At 51.6% G+C, this 21737-nt stretch carries 15 protein-coding genes and 1 tRNA gene; 11 read left to right on the top strand and 5 right to left on the bottom strand.

Features of this window, described 5'->3' with window-relative positions; translation table 11 throughout:
* The first annotated feature begins 9 nt into the window (after nt 1-9).
* From PLU01S_RS13850 to PLU01S_RS13835, 4 genes are all read left to right on the top strand, one after another.
* A complete protein-coding gene (locus tag PLU01S_RS13850; RefSeq protein ID WP_074825197.1) occupies nt 10-306 on the top strand; it encodes a flagellar protein FliT in 297 nt (98 codons plus the stop codon).
* Between the two features lie 125 nt (nt 307-431).
* Nucleotides 432-1913, top strand: a complete 1482-nt coding sequence (locus tag PLU01S_RS13845; protein ID WP_074825199.1) for a sigma-54 dependent transcriptional regulator — start codon at nt 432-434, stop codon at nt 1911-1913.
* Between the two features lie 91 nt (nt 1914-2004).
* On the top strand, nt 2005-3210 hold the full coding sequence (locus PLU01S_RS13840; RefSeq protein WP_074825201.1) for a sensor histidine kinase: 1206 nt from the start codon (nt 2005-2007) through the stop codon (nt 3208-3210).
* Nucleotides 3207-4607 carry a sigma-54-dependent transcriptional regulator gene (locus tag PLU01S_RS13835; protein WP_074825203.1) on the top strand — a complete coding sequence of 467 codons (1401 nt, stop codon included), beginning with the start codon at nt 3207-3209 and terminating at the stop codon, nt 4605-4607. Before PLU01S_RS13840 ends, PLU01S_RS13835 begins: the two co-directional genes overlap by 4 nt.
* Before the next feature lie 29 nt (nt 4608-4636).
* On the opposite strand, the gene PLU01S_RS13830 is transcribed toward PLU01S_RS13835, so the two are convergent.
* From PLU01S_RS13830 to PLU01S_RS13820, 3 genes are all read right to left on the bottom strand, one after another.
* Complete coding sequence (locus tag PLU01S_RS13830) at nt 4637-6154, bottom strand: amino acid permease (RefSeq protein WP_074825205.1); 1518 nt, start codon at nt 6152-6154, stop codon at nt 4637-4639.
* Between the two features lie 273 nt (nt 6155-6427).
* Nucleotides 6428-6503, bottom strand: a tRNA-Asn gene (locus PLU01S_RS13825).
* Between the two features lie 64 nt (nt 6504-6567).
* Nucleotides 6568-7764 (bottom strand): amino acid aminotransferase, encoded by a 1197-nt coding sequence (locus tag PLU01S_RS13820; RefSeq protein ID WP_074825206.1) that lies wholly within the window; start codon nt 7762-7764, stop codon nt 6568-6570.
* A 297-nt stretch (nt 7765-8061) separates the two neighbouring features.
* Between PLU01S_RS13820 and uvrB the strand changes: the two genes are divergently transcribed.
* The 7 genes from uvrB (at nt 8062) to ihfB (ending at nt 18217) form a co-directional block, all read left to right on the top strand.
* Nucleotides 8062-10071, top strand: coding sequence for an excinuclease ABC subunit UvrB (uvrB, locus tag PLU01S_RS13815; protein ID WP_074825207.1), 2010 nt, complete (start codon nt 8062-8064; stop codon nt 10069-10071).
* Nucleotides 10072-10190: 119 nt separating this feature from the next.
* Nucleotides 10191-11672 carry a glutamate--tRNA ligase gene (gene gltX, locus PLU01S_RS13810; protein WP_074825209.1) on the top strand — a complete coding sequence of 494 codons (1482 nt, stop codon included), beginning with the start codon at nt 10191-10193 and terminating at the stop codon, nt 11670-11672.
* A 211-nt stretch (nt 11673-11883) separates the two neighbouring features.
* Nucleotides 11884-12996: a histidinol-phosphate transaminase gene (hisC, locus tag PLU01S_RS13805; protein ID WP_074825211.1), complete on the top strand. Its 1113-nt coding sequence runs from the start codon at nt 11884-11886 to the stop codon at nt 12994-12996.
* Between the two features lie 16 nt (nt 12997-13012).
* Nucleotides 13013-15220: a bifunctional prephenate dehydrogenase/3-phosphoshikimate 1-carboxyvinyltransferase gene (locus PLU01S_RS13800; protein WP_233432149.1), complete on the top strand. Its 2208-nt coding sequence runs from the start codon at nt 13013-13015 to the stop codon at nt 15218-15220.
* Entirely contained in the window at nt 15217-15903 is a 687-nt protein-coding gene (cmk, locus tag PLU01S_RS13795) for a (d)CMP kinase (RefSeq protein WP_074825215.1), read from the top strand. The genes PLU01S_RS13800 and cmk overlap by 4 nt, the downstream gene beginning before the upstream one ends.
* Nucleotides 15904-16050: 147 nt before the next feature.
* A complete protein-coding gene (gene rpsA, locus PLU01S_RS13790) occupies nt 16051-17730 on the top strand; it encodes a 30S ribosomal protein S1 (RefSeq protein ID WP_010797902.1) in 1680 nt (559 codons plus the stop codon).
* 202 nt (nt 17731-17932) lie between these two features.
* Complete coding sequence (ihfB, locus tag PLU01S_RS13785) at nt 17933-18217, top strand: integration host factor subunit beta (RefSeq protein ID WP_010797903.1); 285 nt, start codon at nt 17933-17935, stop codon at nt 18215-18217.
* A gap of 1079 nt (nt 18218-19296) precedes the next feature.
* On the opposite strand, the gene PLU01S_RS13775 is transcribed toward ihfB, so the two are convergent.
* Both PLU01S_RS13775 and PLU01S_RS13770 read right to left on the bottom strand, forming a co-directional pair.
* Nucleotides 19297-20436 carry a hypothetical protein gene (locus tag PLU01S_RS13775; RefSeq protein ID WP_074825219.1) on the bottom strand — a complete coding sequence of 380 codons (1140 nt, stop codon included), beginning with the start codon at nt 20434-20436 and terminating at the stop codon, nt 19297-19299.
* Entirely contained in the window at nt 20433-21707 is a 1275-nt protein-coding gene (locus PLU01S_RS13770; protein ID WP_074825222.1) for a rhamnan synthesis F family protein, read from the bottom strand. Before PLU01S_RS13770 ends, PLU01S_RS13775 begins: the two co-directional genes overlap by 4 nt.
* Between the last annotated feature and the right edge of the window lie 30 nt (nt 21708-21737).

The raw sequence follows: 21737 nt of genomic DNA, 5'->3' as shown, positions 1-21737 counted from the left end.
GATCGGGTTATGTCACTGGCAATCAAACGAATAGACGAGACGCGGGAAGCCTTGGCTGCCGCGCTCGATAATCAAGACTGGGATGCCATAGGGCCGCTGGACTTTGCCTGCCGCCTTTATATAGATGAGGCAATGCAAGAGCAGCCGCGTAATGATTATGCTTTACGTTTAAGTTTGGAGCAGTTACTGGCTTTTTATGGAAAGCTGATATACGCAAGTCGTATGCAACGTAATGAAGTTGCAAAAGAAGCGTCTCGCATGAAGCGTTCTAAGAAAGCGGCCAATGTTTACAAGTTATTTGGCTAAGAATACGACCAGCGGAATAAATTTAAAGTAAGAAAAACACGTCATAAAATTGACTCTGTTCCCACTTTTGACTTTACTAGGGCTATGCCTGTTAGTGGTCTTTGGCGGAAAGGGAATAATTGAAGATGTGGCGTGAAACTAAAATCCTCCTGATAGAAGATGACGCGAAGCGTCGCCACGATCTTGCCGTCATTCTGGCCTTTCTAGGCGAAGAACATGTCGCCTGTACGAGCGCTGATTGGGAGCAGGCTGTCGAGTCGTTTGAAAGTAGTCGAGCAGTACTGTGTGTTTTGCTGGGCCAGATCGACGCGCAGGGGGGGAGCGTCGAGCTGCTAAAAAAGCTGGGAGCGTTTGACGAGGTCCTCCCTATTCTATTGCTAGGAGCCGTCACGTACAGCGACTGGCCGGATGATGTCCGGCGGCGCATCCTGGCGACCTTAGAGGTTCCGGTTAAATACAACCAGCTGCTCGACTCGCTCCATCGCGCTCAGGTCTATCGAGATATGTATGATCAGGCGCGAGACCGCGGACGCCAGCGTGAGCCCAATCTTTTCCGTAGCCTGGTCGGCACCAGCCGCGCCATTCAAGGCGTGCGGAAAATGATGCAGCAAGTCGCGGATACCGAAGCCAGTGTCTTGATTCTCGGTGAGTCAGGTACAGGTAAGGAGGTTGTTGCGCGCAACCTGCATTTCCATTCAAAACGTAAAGACGGCCCTTTTGTTCCAGTAAACTGCGGCGCTATTCCAGCTGAATTGCTGGAAAGTGAGCTGTTCGGTCATGAGAAGGGTGCGTTTACCGGGGCCATTACCAACCGCGCCGGGCGGTTCGAGCTGGCCAACACCGGTACGCTTTTCCTGGACGAGATCGGCGATATGCCACTCAACATGCAGGTCAAGCTGTTACGTGTGTTGCAGGAGCGTACCTACGAGCGTGTAGGCAGTAACAAGACTCAAACAGTCGATGTGCGCATCATTGCAGCAACTCACAAGAATCTTGAGAAGATGATCGAGGATGGGTCCTTCCGTGAGGACTTGTTCTATCGTCTTAACGTTTTTCCAATCGATATGCCGCCCCTGCGGGATCGTGCAGAAGATATTCCGCTGCTCATCAATGAGTTGATTTCCCGTATGGAGCATGAAAAGCGCGGCTCCATCCGCTTTAACTCGGCGGCTATTATGTCGCTGTGCCGGCACAGCTGGCCGGGTAACGTGCGTGAGCTTGCCAACCTGGTTGAGCGACTGGCGATCATGCATCCCTATGGTGTTATCGGTGTAGCTGAGCTGCCACAGAAATTCCGTTACGTAGAAGATGAAAACGACGCAATGACCACATCCTTGCGTGAAGAACTTGAAGAGCGTGAAGCGGTAGCGCTAGCCAGTCTCCCGGGTCCGGCAGCATCCTCTGCACTACTGCCGTCAGAAGGGCTGGATCTCAAGGATTATCTGGCGAATCTTGAGCAAAGCCTTATCCAGCAAGCCCTTGATGATGCTGGCGGTGTGGTCGCTCGGGCGGCCGAGCGCTTGCGTATCAGGCGTACTACCTTGGTCGAAAAGATGCGCAAGTATGGTATGGGTCGCCGTGAGGACGAACTGGCGGATGAGGAATAACGCTTGCCTCTGAGGTGCCTCTACTAACGGCACGCAGCTTGCACACTCTCTGTTTGGTGACGACTTCCTGTCATTAAACAGAGAGTACTGCATGAGTTCATCTGTAACGCCGGTTCCTTCTAATACGCCTTCTACGGATGACGTCAGACGAACACTTGAGCAGGCTAGTGTTCTGTTTGAGCCCATCTCCGATCTGTTCAATGAGCCGTATGGCTGGCTTGAAGATCGTCTATCGGATCTGAAAGGTGAGCTTGCACGCGAAACCGCCCAACGTGTTCAGGAGTTGGCAGAGAAGGAGCGGCTGGCTAACCGACTGCAAAGTCTTCTCGATATTCTTCCGGCCGGCATCATCGTTCTGGATGGGCAGGGCGTTGTCTGCGAGGCCAATCCTATTGCAGTCGATCTACTAGGCGAGCCGCTGGTAGGAACGCTTTGGCGGGACGTTATCGGTCGCTGCTTCGCGCCTCGCAAAGATGATGGGCATGAGGTATCACTCAAAAGTGGTCGTCGGGTGTCATTGGCGACACGCTCGCTGGACGGTGAGCCCGGTCAGCTCATCATGCTGAGCGATATGACTGAAACGCGCCGCCTTCAAGAGCAGCTGGCTCGCCATGAGCGCTTATCCTCCATGGGGCGCATGGTTGCTTCGCTTGCGCATCAGATTCGTACACCTTTATCTGCCGCCATGTTGTATGCAGGCCACCTGTCTGAGCGTCCGTTGCCATTCGAGCAGCAGCAACGATTTGCCAGCCGACTCAAGGATCGCCTCCATGAGCTTGAGAACCAGGTTCAGGATATGTTGATCTTTGCGCGCGGTGAGCTGCCGCTCAATGATCGAGTTTCTCCCGTTCAGTTGTTCGCTGCCATCCAGTCAATTGCCAATCCCTACCTGGAAGATCTGCAATTGCGATGGCAATGCGACGCATTTGTAGGAGAAGTGCTTTGTAACCGGGACACGTTTGTAGGTGCAGTCATGAATGTTGTCCATAACGCTGTGCAGGCCGCAGGCAAGACCGCGCGGTACAAGATTCACGCGTACGCCAGGCAGGAAACCCTGAGGTTGTCCATCAGCGACAGCGGCCCCGGTATGACCGTTGAAACGGTAAGGCGGCTTGGCGAGCCATTTTTCACCACCAAACCCATGGGAACCGGCCTTGGCATGACTGTAGCCAGGACCGTAGCCAAGGCTCACCACGGCGACCTGTTGATTCGCTCCAGGCCAGGCAGGGGAACCTGTATGACATTTGTCTTGCCGCTTCATGGACCGCGACTGGTGCTGATGGAGAATCCCCTATGAGCGCTCGTATTCTGCTGGTAGAAGACGATGCGGCCCTGCGCGAAGCACTGGAGGATACGCTAGAGGTCGGTGGCTTCGATTTCGACTCGGTCGACAGTGCAGAGTCTGCACTGGTAGCACTGGGTCAGAGCGCTTATGGGCTGGTCATCAGTGATGTGAACATGGGCGGCATGGATGGTCATCAGCTCATGGCATGTATTCAGCAGAGACAATGGCATATACCGGTCCTGCTGATGACCGCGTTTGGCTCCATTCAGCGTGCTGTGGACGCTATGCGGCAAGGCGCTGTGGATTATCTGGTCAAGCCATTCGACCCTCGGGTGCTGCTGGAGCGAGTCGAGCGCTATGTAAGCCATTCAGCCGCTGATGAACAAGACAGCCCTGTTGCCCATGAGCCGGCAAGTCGTCAGCTCCTGGCCTTGGCGGCCCGGGTTGCAAAAAGTGACTCAACCGTGCTGATTTCTGGCGAATCCGGTACAGGGAAAGAAGTATTGGCTCGTTATATCCATCTGCAATCAACGCGTGCAGCCGGACCTTTCGTAGCCATCAATTGCGCAGCCATCCCGGATAACATGCTTGAAGCCACCTTATTTGGTCATGAGAAGGGCGCTTTTACCGGTGCCATCGCCTCACAGCCAGGCAAGTTCGAATTGGCTGATGGTGGCACCATCCTGCTGGATGAAGTATCCGAGATGCCACTAGGGTTACAGGCCAAGCTTCTGCGGGTGCTTCAAGAGCGAGAGGTAGAGCGTGTTGGTGCGCGCAAACCCAAGCAGGTGGATATTCGAGTGTTGGCAACTACCAACCGGGACCTTTCTTCTGAGGTAGCCGCCGGGCGCTTTCGAGAAGACTTGTATTATCGACTGTCTGTTTTTCCCTTGGCATGGCGACCGCTTCGTGAGCGCCCTGCGGATATTCTGCCGCTTGCAGATCGGCTTTTGAAAAAGCATGCCGCCAGGGCAGGGCAGAGCGGTATTGTGTTTTCGGAAGGAGCTGCCAGGCTGCTTCAGCACTACGGTTGGCCGGGAAATGTTCGCGAATTGGATAATGCGGTTCAGCGAGCCTTGATTCTGCAGCAGGCGGGTACCATTGAGCCTGAAGACCTATGCCTTGACGGTGCTCCCGGATTTGTTGCGCGTGATATCGCCCCGCCAGTGACTGCAGTCAAAACGCCTTTAAGTCCTACTGCTCTTGATGAATCACTAACTGCAGGGGCGTTGGGAGATGACCTGCGTCGCCGTGAATTCGAGGTCATCATGGAAACGTTACGTGCTGAGCGAGGAAGGCGTAAGGAAGCGGCTGATCGGCTGGGCATCAGTGCACGCACCCTGCGTTACAAGCTTGCACAGATGCGTGAGGCCGGTATTGATATCGAAGCCTATCTCTATGCCAGCTAGACCCCGGCCGTGAGCCGGGGTCAAAGGTGTTAATCGCCAGAGCTCAGGTCTATCTCTTTATACCGAACCAGTCGGCTGCGGTGCTTGAAGCGGTAGCCCAGCCAGATCAGCAGGAACAGAGGGATGCTGATGTAGGTTGCTGCCAGACCTGCCCAGTCGATCTGCTCGCCAATAAGCGCCGTGTAGTTCTGCCCCATGGTAATGAATAGGCACAGAGCGAATGCAAGTAGCGGCCCGAAAGGGAAGAGTTTGGCCCGGTAGGGCAGGTCTTCGAGTCTCCCACCCTGAGCGATATAGCCTTTGCGGAATCGATAATGGGAAATGGCAATGCCCAGCCAGGCAATGAAGCCACACATGCCTGAGGTATTCAGAAGCCAGGTATAAAGTACTTTATCGCCAACAATCGAGGTCAAAAAGCACAGGGCGCCTACCAGTGTTGTCGCGTACAGAGCATTACGTGGAATGCCGTTTCGCGAGACCTTGGCAAACAGACGGGGGGCTTTACCCTGCTCGGCCAGGCTAAACAGCATGCGCGTCGAGGCGTACATGCCAGAAGTTCCGGCAGACAGAATGGCAGAAAGAATGACAGCATTCATGATGCCAGCTGCAGCAGCGAAGCCTGCACGTTCAAACAGCAGCGTAAACGGGGAAACGCTAATGTCACTGGCTTCGTTTTGCAGCAGGCGTGGGTCGGTATAAGGGATCAGCATGGCAATTACAAAAATCGCCAGAATGTAGAACATCAGGATGCGCCAGAAAACCTGGCGGATAGCGATCGGAATGTTCTTTTTCGGATTTTCGGACTCACCTGCTGCCACGCCAATCAGCTCGGTTCCCTGGAAAGAGAAGCCCGCAATCATAGCCACGCCTACCATTGCCTGAAGACCACCCACGAAAGGCGCTTCACCAAGCGTGAAATTGGAGAAACCCGGGGCTTCAACGCCGTGCATGATGCCAAAGATGCTGGCTAGACCAATGCCAATAAAGATGACTACTGTCAGTACTTTGATCAGGGCAAACCAGAATTCGCTTTCTCCAAATCCGCGCGCTGAAAAGACATTCAGCAGGAACATCAAGGCAAGAAAGCCCGCGCTCCAGATGATTCCAGGAACATCCGGAAACCAGAAGCTCATGATCAGCTGCGCAGCGACAAGTTCGGCTGCAATGGTCACTGCCCAGTTATACCAATAGTTCCAGCCCAGGGCGAAGCCAAAGCCATCCTCAACGAAGCGGCTTCCATAGGTGCTAAAGGAACCTGAAACGGGCATATAGGCCGCCATCTCGCCGAGGCTCGTCATGAGGAAATACACCATTAGACCAATCAGGGCATAGGCGAGCAGGGCACCACCAGGACCTGCTGAGGCGATGGTCGCGCCTGACGCAACGAAAAGTCCTGTGCCGATCGAGCCCCCAATGGCAATCATGTTCAGATGCCTGGGTTTCAGTACCCGGTTCAGGTGGGGCTTTTCCGCCGTGGTGGCTTGCTCTGCTGTAGATTGCCCCTGCGAGGCGGTCGGTTGTTCCGGAGGGAGGGAGACGGCAGTCATAAACAAAAGGTCCAACTAGGGCAGCAAGGGTCTGGTGATAGGCTCCAGACTCGGATAGTGCTCACCGGTATTGCCAGTGAAAGGGTTCTTACAGTGCAGGCAACTGCCTATGGCAGCACCTGATTGCAAAGCAGAGTTTGCAAAAAGGGCGGGAGTGTACAGCAAAAGGAAAACACGGGGCGCTTGATCGCTATTGAATTTCTGCATGAACGCTACCGTATGAAGCCTGGATGCGCCCATAAAAAAACCCAGCCACTGGCTGGGTTTTGAATTTGGCTCCGCGACCTGGACTCGAACCAGGGACCCAATGATTAACAGTCATTTGCTCTACCGACTGAGCTATCGCGGAACAACAAAACGTATCTTACTGATTGCTAAGGAGAAGTCAACACTTCTCCTTAGACAAAAAAACCTTAGAGAACTTCGGCGATAGCCTTGATAACCGCGTCCAGATTGTTCCTGTTCAGTGCCGCTACACAGATTCTGCCAGTTCCTACCGCGTAGATACCAAACTCAGCTTTCAGGCGATCAACTTGGTCGGTCGTCAGTCCTGAATAGGAGAACATGCCGCGCTGTCCATTGACGAAGCTGAAATCGCGTTTGGCACCGGCTGCATTGAGTCCTTCTACCAGAGCATGGCGCATGCTACGGATGCGATCACGCATTTCTGCCAGTTCGGCCTCCCACATTGCGCGTAGCTCTGGATCGCGCAGAACAGTCGCAACGATCGTGGCACCGTGCGTCGGCGGATTGGAGTAATTGGTGCGTACTACACGCTTGACTTGCGACAGCACTCGAGCGGTTTCCTCGCGATCAGCCGTTACGATCGAAAGTGCGCCGACGCGCTCGCCATAGAGAGAAAATGATTTTGAGAACGAGCTAGAAACGAAAAAGGTCAGACCTGATTCGGCAAACAGGCGGACAGCTGCAGCATCTTCCTCGATGCCATCGCCAAATCCCTGATAAGCGATATCCAGGAAGGGCACGTGCTCGCGCGTCTTGATGACTTCCAGCACTTCCTTCCAGTCGTCCAACTGCAGATCGACACCGGTCGGGTTATGGCAGCATGCATGCAATACCACAATGGAATGCGGAGGAAGGGCGTTAAGGTCTTCCAGCAGGCCGCCGCGGTTCAGACCATTCGTGGCAGCATGGTAGTAGCGATAGTTTTGTACGGGGAAGCCTGCCGCCTCGAACAGGGCACGATGGTTCTCCCAACTCGGATCACTGATGGCTACCGTGGCATCAGGCAGGAGACGCTTGAGAAAATCAGCGCCAACCTTTAATGCACCGGTTCCACCTAATGCCTGAATGGTAGCAACACGGCCTTCACTGATCAGTGGAGAGCCCTGACTGAACAGCAGGGTTTGCACTGCTTCGTCATAAGCGGCAATACCGTCAATGGGCAGGTATCCACGCGGCGCGCGGGCTACAACGCGTTTCTTTTCCGCTTCTTCTACGGCGCGTAGCAGGGGGATGCGGCCCTGCTCGTCGTAATAGACACCAACGCCCAGGTTGACCTTGGTAGGGCGGGCATCGGCATTGAAGGCTTCGTTTAGGCCCAGGATTGGATCGCGGGCAGCCATTTCGACGGCAGAGAACAAACTCATTGTGCGCAAGCTCGATTTAGAAGAATGAAAACACGCACAAGACCCGATTGCCGTTGTGCGCAAGCGGGGAGACAGTATAGCGGGCATCGTCTGTCGGGGCGACAAAAAACAGGTCCCGCCTGGCAGTAACTAGACTAATGTTCAATGCTTGAAAAATATGCTGTCAGGACGCATTTAAAAGAGTCTGGATAGCAATGTCATTCCAGGAGTACAGACAACGAAACGCTGGGTTCGTGTTGGTTATTTGGGGTGCATCTCGGGCAGGATGGCTCTCTGCACCTCCTCTTGAGGAAGCTCATGTCTGCATTTCAATTGTCTACACGTTATACCCCGGCTGGTGACCAGCCGGAGGCGATTCGCCAGATGGTCGAAGGGATCAATGCTGGCCTGTCACATCAAACCTTGCTGGGTGTGACCGGTTCGGGCAAAACCTTCAGTATCGCCAACGTCATCGCTCAGATTCAGCGACCCACGATCGTGCTGGCGCCCAATAAAACATTGGCGGCTCAGCTGTACGGAGAATTCAAGGCCTTTTTTCCTGACAATGCTGTCGAGTACTTCGTCTCTTACTATGACTACTATCAGCCAGAAGCCTATGTGCCTTCCTCGGATACCTTTATCGAGAAGGATTCGTCTATCAACGATCACATCGAGCAGATGCGACTGTCGGCAACCAAGGCATTATTGGAGCGCCGTGATGCAATCATCGTAGCGTCAGTATCCTCCATCTACGGCCTGGGCGACCCCAAGGCTTACCTCAAGATGGTGCTGCATCTGGATCGCGGAGACCGTATCGATCAGCGCACGCTGCTACGACGTCTGACTGAATTACAGTATTCGCGCAACGATATGGAGTTCTCCCGTGCAACGTTTCGGGTGCGCGGTGATGTGATCGATATTTACCCGGCTGAGTCTGACCTTGAGGCTATTCGCGTAGAACTATTTGATGACGAGGTAGAAAATCTTTCTGCCTTCGATCCCTTGACGGGGGAGGTCATCAGAAAGCTGCCGCGTTTTACCTTCTATCCCAAGACGCATTACGCCACGCCACGCGATACGCTGCTTGAGGCCATTGAGCATATCAAGGCGGAGCTCAAGGATCGGCTGGAATTCCTGCGTACGCAAAACCGCCTGCTTGAGGCGCAGCGACTTGAACAGCGAACCCGCTTTGATCTGGAAATGATCATGGAGTTGGGCTACTGCAATGGCATCGAAAACTACTCACGGTATCTGTCCGGGCGTGCTCCGGGTGAGCCGCCGCCAACCCTGTATGACTATCTACCTCCTGATGCGCTGCTGGTGATCGACGAATCTCACGTAACCGTGCCGCAGATAGGGGCGATGTTCAAAGGCGATCGCTCACGTAAAGAGACGCTGGTCGAGTATGGCTTCCGACTGCCTTCGGCTCTGGATAATCGCCCGCTGCGATTCGAGGAGTGGGAAGCGGGGAGTCCGCAAACCATATTTGTATCAGCAACGCCAGGGCCTTATGAAGCAGAGCATGCCGGCCGTGTTATTGAGCAGGTGGTGCGCCCGACAGGCCTGGTCGATCCAGAGATTGAAATCCGCCCAGCAACGACACAGGTAGATGATCTACTTTCTGAAATTCGCTTGCGAGTAGCCAAGGATGAGCGCGTTCTGGTGACAACCCTTACCAAGCGCATGGCTGAAGACCTAACGGACTATCTGGCCGATCATGATGTTCGGGTTCGCTATTTGCACTCTGACATCGATACGGTAGAGCGGGTAGAGATCATTCGCGATCTTCGAATGGGAACGTTCGATGTGCTCGTCGGTATCAACCTGCTCCGTGAGGGACTGGATATGCCGGAGGTTTCGCTGGTTGCGATCTTGGATGCTGACAAGGAAGGCTTCTTGCGTTCAGAGCGTTCTCTTATCCAGACGATTGGTCGTGCAGCACGTAACCTGAGCGGCAAGGCGATTCTCTATGCCGATTCGATGACAGGCTCCATGCAGCGTGCCATTGATGAAACAGAGCGGCGCCGAGCCAAGCAATTGGCCTTTAACGAGGCTAACGGCATTGTGCCCAAGGGAATCAAGAAGGATATCCGCGATATCATGGAAGGTGCGGCTGTTCCGGGTGCCCGCGGTAAGCGTCGTGCCGTCAAGGCAGTCGAGGACAGCGGTCGTTATGAGGCCGAGCTGCGTTCACCGGCAGATATCACCAAGCGGATCGCTCAGCTTGAAGAGCGTATGCTCAAGCTGGCGCGTGATCTGGAATTTGAAGCCGCAGCCAAACTGCGTGATGAAATCCAGCAACTGCGTGAGCGCCTCATGGCGGCTTGAGTGAGTGTCAAACACAAAGGCCCGGTCCTAAAGCCGGGCCTTTGTGTTTTCGGCGCTGGAAGCCAAGGCTTGCCCGCTGCTAACATCTCCTTTTGTATTGTTCTGTGTCGAGACCTTCCATGACCACTGTTCGCACGCGTATCGCACCGTCGCCTACTGGCGATCCCCATGTCGGTACCGCTTACATCGCCTTGTTCAATCTCTGCTTTGCTCGTCAGCATGGCGGTCAGTTCATCCTGCGTATCGAGGATACCGATCAGCTTCGCTCTACGCGTGAGTCTGAACAGCAGATCTATGATGCGCTACGTTGGCTGGGTATCGAATGGGACGAGGGTCCTGACGTAGGAGGTCCACATGGACCTTATCGCCAGAGTGAGCGGGGTGAGATTTATAAGAAGTACTCCGACGAGCTTGTCTCCAAGGGACATGCGTTCCCATGCTTCTGCTCGGCCGAGCGTCTGGATCAGGTGCGTGCCGAGCAGACGGCCCGCAAGGAAACGCCCCGTTATGATGGACACTGCATGCATATCGATCCTGCCGAGGCGCAGCGTCGTATTGCTGAGGGTGAATCCCATGTCATACGAATGAAGGTACCAACAGAAGGCATCTGCGTCGTGCCGGATATGCTGCGCGGCAATGTCGAAATTCCGTGGGACCGCATGGACATGCAGGTTCTAATGAAGGCAGACGGCTTGCCGACATACTTCCTGGCTAACGTGGTCGATGACCACCTGATGGGCATTACTCACGTTTTGCGTGGCGAAGAGTGGCTGCCTTCCGCACCTAAGCTCATCAAGCTGTACGAATACTTTGGTTGGGAGCAACCTGCACTGTGCTATATGCCGTTGCTGCGTAATCCAGACAAGAGCAAACTTTCCAAGCGCAAGAACCCGACGTCCGTAACGTTCTATGAGCGTATGGGATATTTGCCCCAGGCCATGCTGAACTACTTGGGCCGGATGGGTTGGTCAATGCCGGACGAGCGTGAAAAGTTCACGTTGGCTGAGATGATCGAGCACTTCGATATCAATCGTATCTCGCTTGGCGGCCCCATTTTCGACATTGAAAAACTGTCTTGGCTAAACGGACAGTGGATCCGTGAGCTGAGCGTGGAGGCATTTGCTGCCGAGGTGCAGAAATGGGCGCTCAACCCTGACTACCTGATGAAGATCGCGCCTCACGTACAGGGGCGTGTTGAAACCTTCAGTCAGATTGCACCGCTGGCCAGTTTCTTTTTTGCCGGCGCTTTGCCGCTGGATGCGGGGTTGTTTGCTCACAAGAAGCTTTCTCCAGATCAGGTGCGCCAGGTAATGCAGCTGACTCTCTGGAAGTTGGAATCGCTACGGCAGTGGACCAAGGATAATATTACGGCATGTATTCAGGGTGTAGCCGAGGGACTTGAGCTCAAGCTGCGAGACGTGATGCCGTTGATGTTTGCAGCTATCACTGGACAGGCCAGCTCCGTCTCGGTCCTTGATGCTATGGAAATTCTTGGTCCCGACCTCACACGCTTCCGCTTGCGTCAGGCCATAGAGCTGCTTGGAGGAGTGTCCAAGAAAGAAAACAAGGAATGGGAAAAGCTTCTGGCTAGCTTAGGTTAATAGAAAAGGGCGGCGTAAGTGATTACGCCGCCCTTTTTTCTGGCCTTTTAAAATGGCTGACTACCTTGCATCAAGGTGATGAGCATTACTCATATAGATCAGTTGTCATTGAGTAATCCTGTGCCTTGGGCTGGGTTCCCGCGGCTGCATGGTCTACCATGGCGTCCATTCGTTTAATGGGTGCCGGGAATCCGGCCATTATGAGGTTACGATGAGCTGCGATTTTCTAGCGCAAGCCTTGCCAGGCGTGCAGAAACTTTCACCTTATGTTCCAGGCAAGCCAGTCGATGAGTTGGCGCGCGAATTAGGACTGGATCCTCAGCGTATCGTCAAGTTGGCGAGCAATGAAAATCCATTAGGCCCGAGTCCCAAGGCAACTGAGGCGATAAGAGCCGAGCTGGCTGAGCTGACACGGTACCCGGATGGCAATGGGTTTGAGCTCAAGCAGAAAATTGCCAGTCGATGCGGCGTCAATATCGATCAGATAACCTTGGGCAACGGTTCTAACGATATTCTCGAGCTGGTTGCACGCGCTTACCTAGCTCCTGGTCTTAATGCGGTATTTAGCGAGCATGCATTTGCCGTATATCCTCTGGTGACGCAGGCAATTGGTGCCGAAGGTCGTGCAGTTCCCGCCGTGAATTGGGGGCATGATCTGGATGCGATGCTCAAGGCTATCGACGAGCATACGCGAATCGTCTTTTTGGCTAATCCCAATAACCCAACAGGTACCTGGTTTGGTCCACACGCTTTGGCGGCCTTTCTGAAGGCGGTACCCGAGAATGTGTTGGTGGTGCTTGATGAAGCTTATATTGAGTATGCCGAGGGAGACGAGTTGCCGGATGGTTTGAGCTATCTGGCGGACCACTCCAACCTCTTGGTTTCACGTACATTCTCCAAGGCTTATGGCTTGGCCTCGTTACGGGTGGGGTATGCCATTTCTTCAGCGCAGATTGCGGATGTATTGAATCGCGTACGACAGCCATTCAATGTCAACAGCCTTGCCTTGGTTGCAGCATGCGCGGCTATGGATGACGCTGATTACTTGGCTAAAAGTCGTCAGGTCAATGACGAGGGAATGGCTCAGTTTGAACAGGGTTTTCAGCAGCTGGGACTTTCCTGGATTCCTTCCAAGGGAAACTTTATCGCGGTTGATCTCGGGCAACCGGCCGCGCCTGTTTATCAGGCATTGCTGCAAGAGGGTGTGATTGTCCGTCCGGTCGCTGGATACGGCATGCCAACATTCCTTCGTGTTTCTATTGGTACGAAAGAGGAAAACAGTCGTTTCCTTGAGGCGCTTGCCAAGGTGCTGGCTCGTGGTTGAATCGCAAAAGGTCCCCATGTTTGGTCGTCTCGTCGTAGTAGGACTTGGACTGATTGGCGGCTCGTTTGCCAAGGGCATGAAGGAGAGCGGCCTGTTTCATGAAGTGGTCGGCGTAGATCGGGATAGAGAAACACGGCGTCTAGCGGTTGAGTTAGAGGTTGTTGATAGCGCTGAGGCAGAGCTGGCCGTTGCTTGTCAGAATGCAGACGTTATCCAGTTGGCGGTTCCCATTCTTGCCATGGAACGAGTCCTTGCAGAGCTTGCGGCTCTCGACATCGGTCAGGCTGTGCTGACCGATGTTGGGAGTGCAAAAGGCAGCGTTGCCCGGGCAGCCAGAAAGGCCTTTGCCGGCAAAGCGTTCCGCTTCGTCCCAGGGCATCCAATCGCTGGTTCTGAAAAGAGCGGTGTTACGGCGGCTAATGGTCAACTATTCAAGCGGCACAAAGTCATTCTTACACCCCTTGATGAGGTGGATGCTGAGGCGCTTGCAAATATTGATCTACTTTGGCGGGCACTGGGTGCTGATGTTGAATACATGACGGTTGACCACCATGATGAGGTGTTGGCTGCTACCAGTCATTTGCCGCATCTGTTGGCTTTTACCCTGGTTGATTCGCTCGCCCAGCGTAGTGAGAACCTTGAGATTTTTCGTTATGCCGCTGGTGGCTTTCGAGACTTCACCCGTATCGCTGGCAGTGATCCGGTCATGTGGCACGATATTTTTCTAGCCAACCGGGAAGCCGTACTGCGGACACTGGATACATTTCGTGACGACCTGGATGCATTGCGTCAGGCTGTCATTACACAGGATGGGCATCAGCTGCTGGGTGTCTTTACCCGCGCCCGGGTTGCCCGCGAGCATTTCGGCAAAATACTGGCCCGCCGGGCCTATGTGGACGCTATGCAAACTAAAGATCTTACCTATATCGCCAATCCTGGCGGCTCGTTGTCCGGACGCGTTCGAGTGCCCGGAGATAAGTCCATTTCGCATCGATCAATCATGCTGGGCTCCCTGGCGGATGGAACGACAGAGGTGGAAGGGTTCCTTGAGGGTGAGGATGCCCTCGCTACGCTGCAGGCGTTCCGTGATATGGGGGTCGTCATCGAGGGGCCCACCAATGGTCGTGTAACCATTCATGGTGTGGGATTGCATGGCCTCAAGGCGCCTGCAGGTCCGCTATACCTAGGAAATTCAGGCACCTCAATGCGACTGTTGTCCGGGATTCTTTCCGCTCAGGCATTTGATACCACCCTGACCGGTGATGCCTCGCTCTCCAAGCGACCCATGAACCGGGTTGCCGATCCGTTGCGGGAGATGGGGGCTGTTATCGAAACAGCAGAGCAGGGACGGCCACCGATGACCATTCGCGGCGGACAGAAGCTCAAAGGTATCCATTACGACATGCCCATGGCCAGCGCCCAGGTTAAGTCCTGCCTATTGCTGGCAGGCCTGTATGCCGAAGGGGAGACATCGGTTACTGAGCCTGCTCCGACGCGTGATCACACCGAGCGAATGTTGCAGGGGTTTGGTTATCCGGTGACGGTAGAAGGTAATGTGGCAAGAGTGCGCTCGGGCTCCACGCTCACTGCCAATCGTATCGAAGTACCTGCAGATATTTCCTCGGCAGCTTTTTTCCTGGTGGCCGGAAGCATTGCGGAAAACTCCGAGTTGGTTCTTGAACACGTGGGTATCAATCCTACTCGTACCGGGGTCATCGATATCCTGCGCCTGATGGGTGGCGACATTACGCTTGAGAATCAGCGTGAGGTAGGGGGAGAACCTGTAGCTGATCTGCGCGTCCGTTCAGCTACGTTGAAGGGAATCGAAATACCGGAAGCGTTGGTGCCGCTGGCAATTGATGAGTTCCCGGTTCTGTTTGTTGCCGCCAGTTGTGCTCAAGGGCGTACCGTTCTGCGAGGTGCGGAAGAGTTGCGTGTCAAGGAGTCTGACCGTATTCAGGTCATGGCTGATGGTTTGAAAGTACTGGGTGTAAGTGCTATTCCTACGCCTGATGGAATCGTGATCGAGGGCGGCTCCATGGGTGGTGGAGAAGTGGAAAGTCATGGTGATCATCGCATCGCAATGGCGTTTAGTGTGGCCTCGCTGCGAGCGAGCGCACCGATACGAATTCGTGATTGTGCAAATGTTGCAACTTCCTTTCCCGGCTTTCTTGAACTGGCAGCTAAAGCTGGGATTCGTGTGAAAGAAGAGGCTTCCGTATGATGAGTACCGCTCCGGTTATTACAGTCGATGGGCCAGGAGGCTCTGGGAAGGGCACTATCGCGGCACTTCTTTCCCGCCGTCTGGGCTGGAATCTACTGGACTCCGGAGCGCTTTATCGCCTGCTGGCCTTCGCAGCGCGCAACCACGGCGTTGACCTGACGAATGAGGAGTCACTCAAGGCGTTGGCAGCGTATCTGGACGTGCAATTCCAGGCTGGGCATGAGCATGGTCAGCGCATTGTCCTAGAGGGGGAGGATGTTACCGACTTCATTCGAACCGAAGATATCGGGGCAGGCGCTTCACAGGTGGCGATCCTGCCGGCTGTACGTGAAGCGTTGTTGCAGCGACAGAAAGCCTTTCGCGAGGCGCCTGGCCTTATTGCGGATGGTCGGGATATGGGAACCGTGGTTTTCCCAGATGCGGAATTAAAGATATTTCTGACCGCTAGCGCCGAAGAACGCGCCAGACGGCGCTATCTTCAGTTGAAGAAAAAGGGTGAAAGTGTTACTTTGCCGGGTCTCCTCGAAGAGATTCGTGAGCGCGACGAGCGTGATACTCAGCGCACCGTCGCTCCACTCAAGCCGGCAGATGATGCCATTGTCCTGGATTCGACGAATCTCTCGATTGAACAAGTGCTCGACCACATCCTTGCATTGGCCGCCGAGCGTGACCTGGCAGGATGACAGCCAGATTATCCTATCCTGGGATATTTGGTGAAGGCAGGCAGGAACCAGTCTCAACCTGTCTGCTGGATATTGATAACGAACCCCGCATTGGCTGGTGATGCGGTAGATCGGGTGCATCGTGTACCCAACATTACAGGTATAAACATGAGCGAAAGCTTCGCAGAACTCTTTGAAGAAAGTCTGAAATCCCTCGACATGCAACCGGGTGCCATCATCACAGGTACTGTGGTTTCCATCGATGGTGACTGGGTAGTTGTCGACACTGGCCTGAAATCTGAGGGTCTTGTTCCGCTCGAGCAGTTCTACAACGAACAAGGCGAGCTGACTATCAACGTGGGCGATGAAGTCCATGTGGCTCTCGATGCCGTGGAAGACGGTTTCGGCGAAACCAAAGTGTCTCGCGAGAAAGCCAAGCGCGCTGAGTCCTGGCTGGTCCTGGAAGCTGCGTTCAACGCTGACGAAGTGGTCAAGGGTGTTATCAACGGTAAGGTCAAGGGTGGTTTCACTGTTGACGTTAGCGGCATCCGTGCTTTCCTGCCAGGCTCCCTGGTTGATGTCCGTCCTGTGCGTGACACTGCCCACCTGGAAGGCAAAGAGCTAGAGTTCAAGGTCATCAAGCTTGACCAGAAGCGCAACAACGTTGTTGTTTCTCGCCGTAGCGTTCTTGAGGCTGAGAACAGTGCCGAGCGTGAAGCGCTGTTGGAGTCCTTGCAGGAAGGTCAGCAGGTTCGCGGTATCGTCAAGAACCTCACCGACTACGGTGCGTTCGTTGATCTGGGCGGCGTAGATGGCCTGCTCCACATCACTGACATGGCATGGAAGCGTATCAAGCATCCTTCCGAAATCGTTAATGTTGGTGACGAGATCGACGTTAAGGTTCTGAAGTTTGATCGCGAGCGTAACCGCGTATCCCTGGGCCTGAAGCAACTGGGCGAAGACCCATGGGTTGCTATCAAGGCGCGTTACCCAGAAGGTACACGTGTTCAGGCTCGTGTTACTAACCTGACTGATTACGGCTGCTTCGCTGAGCTGGAAGAAGGCGTTGAAGGTCTGGTACACGTATCCGAAATGGATTGGACCAACAAAAACATCCACCCGTCCAAAGTCGTACAGGTTGGCGACGAAGTGGAAGTTATGGTTCTGGATATCGACGAAGAACGTCGTCGTATCTCTCTGGGTATCAAGCAGTGCCGTCCGAACCCATGGGAAGAGTTCTCCGGTCAGTTCAACAAGGGCGATCGTATCTCCGGTACTATCAAGTCCATTACTGACTTCGGTATCTTCATTGGTCTGGATGGTGGCATAGACGGTCTGGTTCACCTGTCCGATATTTCTTGGAACGAGCCGGGCGAAGAAGCCGTACGCCGCTTTAAGAAGGGTGATGAGCTGGATACCGTTATCCTGTCCGTTGATCCTGAGCGTGAGCGCATTTCTCTGGGCATCAAGCAGTTGGAAGACGATCCGTTCTCCAGCTACGCTGCTCTGAACGAGAAGGGCACCATCGTTCGTGGTACAGTGAAGGAAGTTGACGCCAAGGGCGCCATCATCACTCTGGGCCATGAGATCGAAGGCGTTCTGAAGGCTTCTGAAATCAGCCGTGATCGCGTTGAAGATGCGCGTAACGTTCTGAAGGAAGGCGACGAAGTTGAAGCCAAGATCATCAGCATCGATCGTAAGAGCCGCGTGATCAGCCTTTCCGTCAAGTCTAAGGATGTTGACGATGAGAAGGAAGCGATGACGTCCCTGCGTAACAAGCAGGAGCCGAGCGCAGGCCCGACTACTATCGGTGACCTGATCAAGGCGCAGATGGAAAACCAGGGTTAATCACCTTAGGTTTTCTAAGAAAGGGGTGGCTTAGGCCACCCTTTTTTTATTGCCTAAAAAAAGCTTCTCAGATCTAAGGGGTTATATGTTTAGCGTCAAATAAATTTACAGCCTTTTGCTGGGTATATGCTTTTCAAAGCCAAGCAGTCATGCTAAAAGATTTAAAAAATGATCTAGCCGCTTGAAAAAGAAGGAAAATTCCATGACCAAGTCGGAGTTGATCGAACGTATCGTTTCGGAGCAAGGGCAGCTGTCAGCTCGCGATGTTGAGCTGGCTATCAAGACAATGCTTGAGCAAATGGCCCAAGCGCTCTCAACCGGAGATCGTATTGAAATACGAGGCTTCGGCAGCTTCTCTTTGCATTATCGTTCACCTCGTACAGGGCGAAACCCTAAAACAGGGGAATCTGTAACGTTGGATGGAAAATACGTTCCGCATTTTAAGCCGGGTAAAGAGTTGCGAGATCGTGTCAATGAGCTGGAGTAATCTTGCTAGTATTAAAGCTTGATAAGGGGGGACTATATTGCAATCGGCGTCCGAATATCACAATGTCCCATTGCGGATAAAAAGACGCAAGACTTGTCCGCCTTATGTATGTAAGTTGTTTAGTGTCTCAAATGTGACACGGCAGACGGGGTACACATGTTGTCAGTTGCTTTAGGGTGCTGGATTTATATCGCGAGTGTCTAGCCTTAGCTCCTTATTTATGGTCTTCGAGTCGCATTGGTGCGGAATACTATGAGTTCTAAATTTAAAAATTCTGAGTCCAAGCGAACAGTTTGTATCTAGCTGCAAAGAGGGTGTGCAGCGAGCCAATCAGGAATTTTTTTGATATATCATCGTGTTCGATTATCAGCTACTACCTGTACTGACTAATGTTGCTAGTTGGCTGCAGCTCTCATCAAGACTTATAAATGTATATTCAAGACTGGTTTAAAGCTGATTTTATTGATTCCTATTGTCTTGGGAGAGGTCTTGAGTTTTGGTGGTAGGCGAGACTGCTGCAAAATTTAAGCACTTAATCGGCCGATGGATAAGTAAATAATTATGCTTTTTATAAGGAGTCAGTTTGCTTTGTGAGGAATAAAAAAGCTCACCTTTAATATCTGGAAGCGGATATAAAGTATGTGCTCTGACTTTTAAAGCAAGATAAATTGAAATTATTCTAGTCTGGTTTTAATTTTTAAGATTTTATGGATCGCGCTTGGCTTTTTATAATAGAAGACAAGTGCTATATTCGTGGCCTTGGATGTGTAGGTCTTGGTTTGGGGTTGTAGAGTTTAAGTAAATTTAAATCGTAACCAGTAGGCTTTTGTATAATATATTTATTATTTAGGAATGCCTAGATTCTCTATATAATACTGATTGCGCACGTAACCTGCCATAGTCATAAAGTCCTTGCTCTTTTGCTCAAACGATAGCCTGATTTCATGATTTAAGAAATCAGTTGATACGGGCTGCAGTGATTCATCTTTTATTAATGCAAGGTCTTTTTCTTTGTTTTGGTTGGTGCGGGATGGCATTTATAAAATAAAACGGACCGGATGACGGTCCGTTTCGCTGGTTTAAATAAAGCAAGTGTACCGACCTTCATGAGCACCAAACATTTTATAATGTTCTTCAGGATCCATTCTCGCTCGCAAAACATCTTGGTTTATAAGAAGATAATGTATTGGGTCGAAATGCTCTTTGGATGGAGATAGGGTTGACGTATAACTCTTTAAGAGCATGAATTGACTAGAATATTTGACAATTTCCTCCAAGGCTATAAAGAACTTTTGTTGTAAAATTTCGGTCTGCTTATATTCAGGCTCAGGGGAGCCGCCCTCATTTTCCGAAAATGCTGTTAGGAGTCCAATTATTTTTTTTGTATGAGGGCTGATTGGTTTCATCTGCTCAGCGTAGCTAGTAAATATATCGATAGCGCGGCTATCTTTTTTTGTATTTGTTTCTAAGTAGGGCGTGCTTTCATAAATCCAGCGGTCACTTATGTTGGAAGCTAGTTGCTCGTCGGCGAAGATTTTATTGATATGGGTCAGTAATTTAATTTCAATGGTATCTAGCGATCTGTTTACAGTTAAATTTTTAAACTGCGCGCTTATTTCAATAGGTTCTGTTAGTAAAGAAAGAAAGTCATCAAGAAGACCATTCTTCTTATACGACAGTACCTGAACGTCTTGAGTGACAGCGTCCAAGTTTTTCAGGGTTTCGGCTATTGCTAGGCAGAATTCATTCAGAAACTCATCATCATACAGATGGGTGGCTGCATGTCTTTTAATGTGCTGGTTATAACTTGAATAAGCTAGTTCGTTTATAGATCTGGCTACAACAATAAGCGAAATATTACAGCTGTACTGCTTTAGCGTGCATAAGAGTTCGGCTAGGAGTTCCTTGTCTACAGAAAAAAAATGTTCACAAGATAGCAGCAGTTGGTCCTTTTCACTACTAGCGCTATTTAATAGCTGTTTGATTGCTGCTTCCATACGAGTTTTGCAGAACGCTTTGGAATCAGTCGTAGACAACGACATCGCCAAGTTCAGCGCATTACCGCTTCGTATCGTTTGAAAGTCGCCACCGGCTGTGATTACAGGGTAAGTTGTTTTTTCGAACGCGCCGCTCAGTTCTAATTGCTCGAAGCAGCTCTGAAGATAAGAGCTTCCGGTTTTACCCATTCCGATATGAATGAATATCTTTTTAAATTTCATATCAGGCCTCTGTAAAACGCGGCACGCTTCCAGCCGAAAAGCACGTTTCCGCCAAATGGACGTGAGTACATGATCTGCCTAAATTCGTCTACCTGATGATCGTCTAGATCCTGAGCAATGCTTTCAACGTCGCGGGAGACAAGCATTCCTCGATAAAGCCCGTCAAGCTTTATCAATGGCATGCCAATATGATGCAGAAAGATATTATTCTGATGAATCTGCGAGCCTCTGGAAAATGTTTCGACAAAGTGAGCTATCGCTTCTATACAGATAATTTTATAAACATCGTTGTATGTTAGGTCTACATCTTCCAGATGCTTGTAAACAAAGCCTGCTAAGGATTTAGTAGACATGACGAAGTTCATTCTAAAATCCTCAAGCTCACTGCTTTTAACGTCTTCGCCCCATAAGCCCATCAGGTTATAACTGTTATACAGATATTTTTTTGTAAGCCCTTGTATCATGACCGCTGTAGAATATTTTGGCCAGTCTACAAGGTCAGATGCTCTGGATAGCGTAACCAAGCTGTCGATTAAGTCTGTGTTAGTTTCCAGAACTTTGGCAATGCGAGTCGAATCGTATAGTGCCTTGAACTGATCAGGTGATGTCACTACTCGCTTTAATGTCTTGGAAAGCCCCATTTCTCCCCGCTTGATGACGTCTGGTCGTACATCAGTCAGTTCGTAATTCTTCCAATAATTTTGAAATATTTCGTTATTGAGTATCTTTTTATCAAAGGCTATACAGAATGAACCAAGATGATGCTCTATTTCAAAGTTCTCAGTTGCGCCCAGTGCTTCTGTTTCACTATTAAACATTTCCTCAAGGAATTTATCGATGTGCTTGGAACTGAAAAATATGCTGTCATTTATCATGAGAAGGCGAGGGCAGTCCTTTTGAATGCCTCGCCTAAAGATGTGCTCGAAACCAGATTTATAACTGCCAAAATCTCGGCCGTAGTTATACTTATCAATGTAGCAGTCGATAATGTCTTTATGCTGCTCTATGTCGCTTATTTTTAGTGTATTCACACAGAGTGTATATATGCCTTGTTTTTTTGCGCTTTGAAGAAGGCCAATAACGGCGTTTCTGAGAATGCCTTTCTCATATAATACAAGAAGCATTATTTTTTGCCCTTTATAAGGTTTTTCTAAAAAAATTTGCTCCTTATTTCTTTTTGATTTCTGCCGGTTTTGATACGATTGAAGCTTTAGGTAGTTGTTCGCTGCTGGGAATACTAACCTGTTTACAATTCTGCTCAAAAGTCGCATTTAATGCATCCGTCCTGGTTGACTACTGTG

The sequence above is a fragment of the Pseudomonas luteola NBRC 103146 genome, from assembly GCF_002091675.1.
In the GTDB taxonomy this organism is placed as follows: domain Bacteria; phylum Pseudomonadota; class Gammaproteobacteria; order Pseudomonadales; family Pseudomonadaceae; genus Chryseomonas; species Chryseomonas luteola.
The sequence above is the reverse complement of the archived record's forward strand: the minus strand, read 5'-3'. Positions and strand labels throughout refer to the sequence as shown.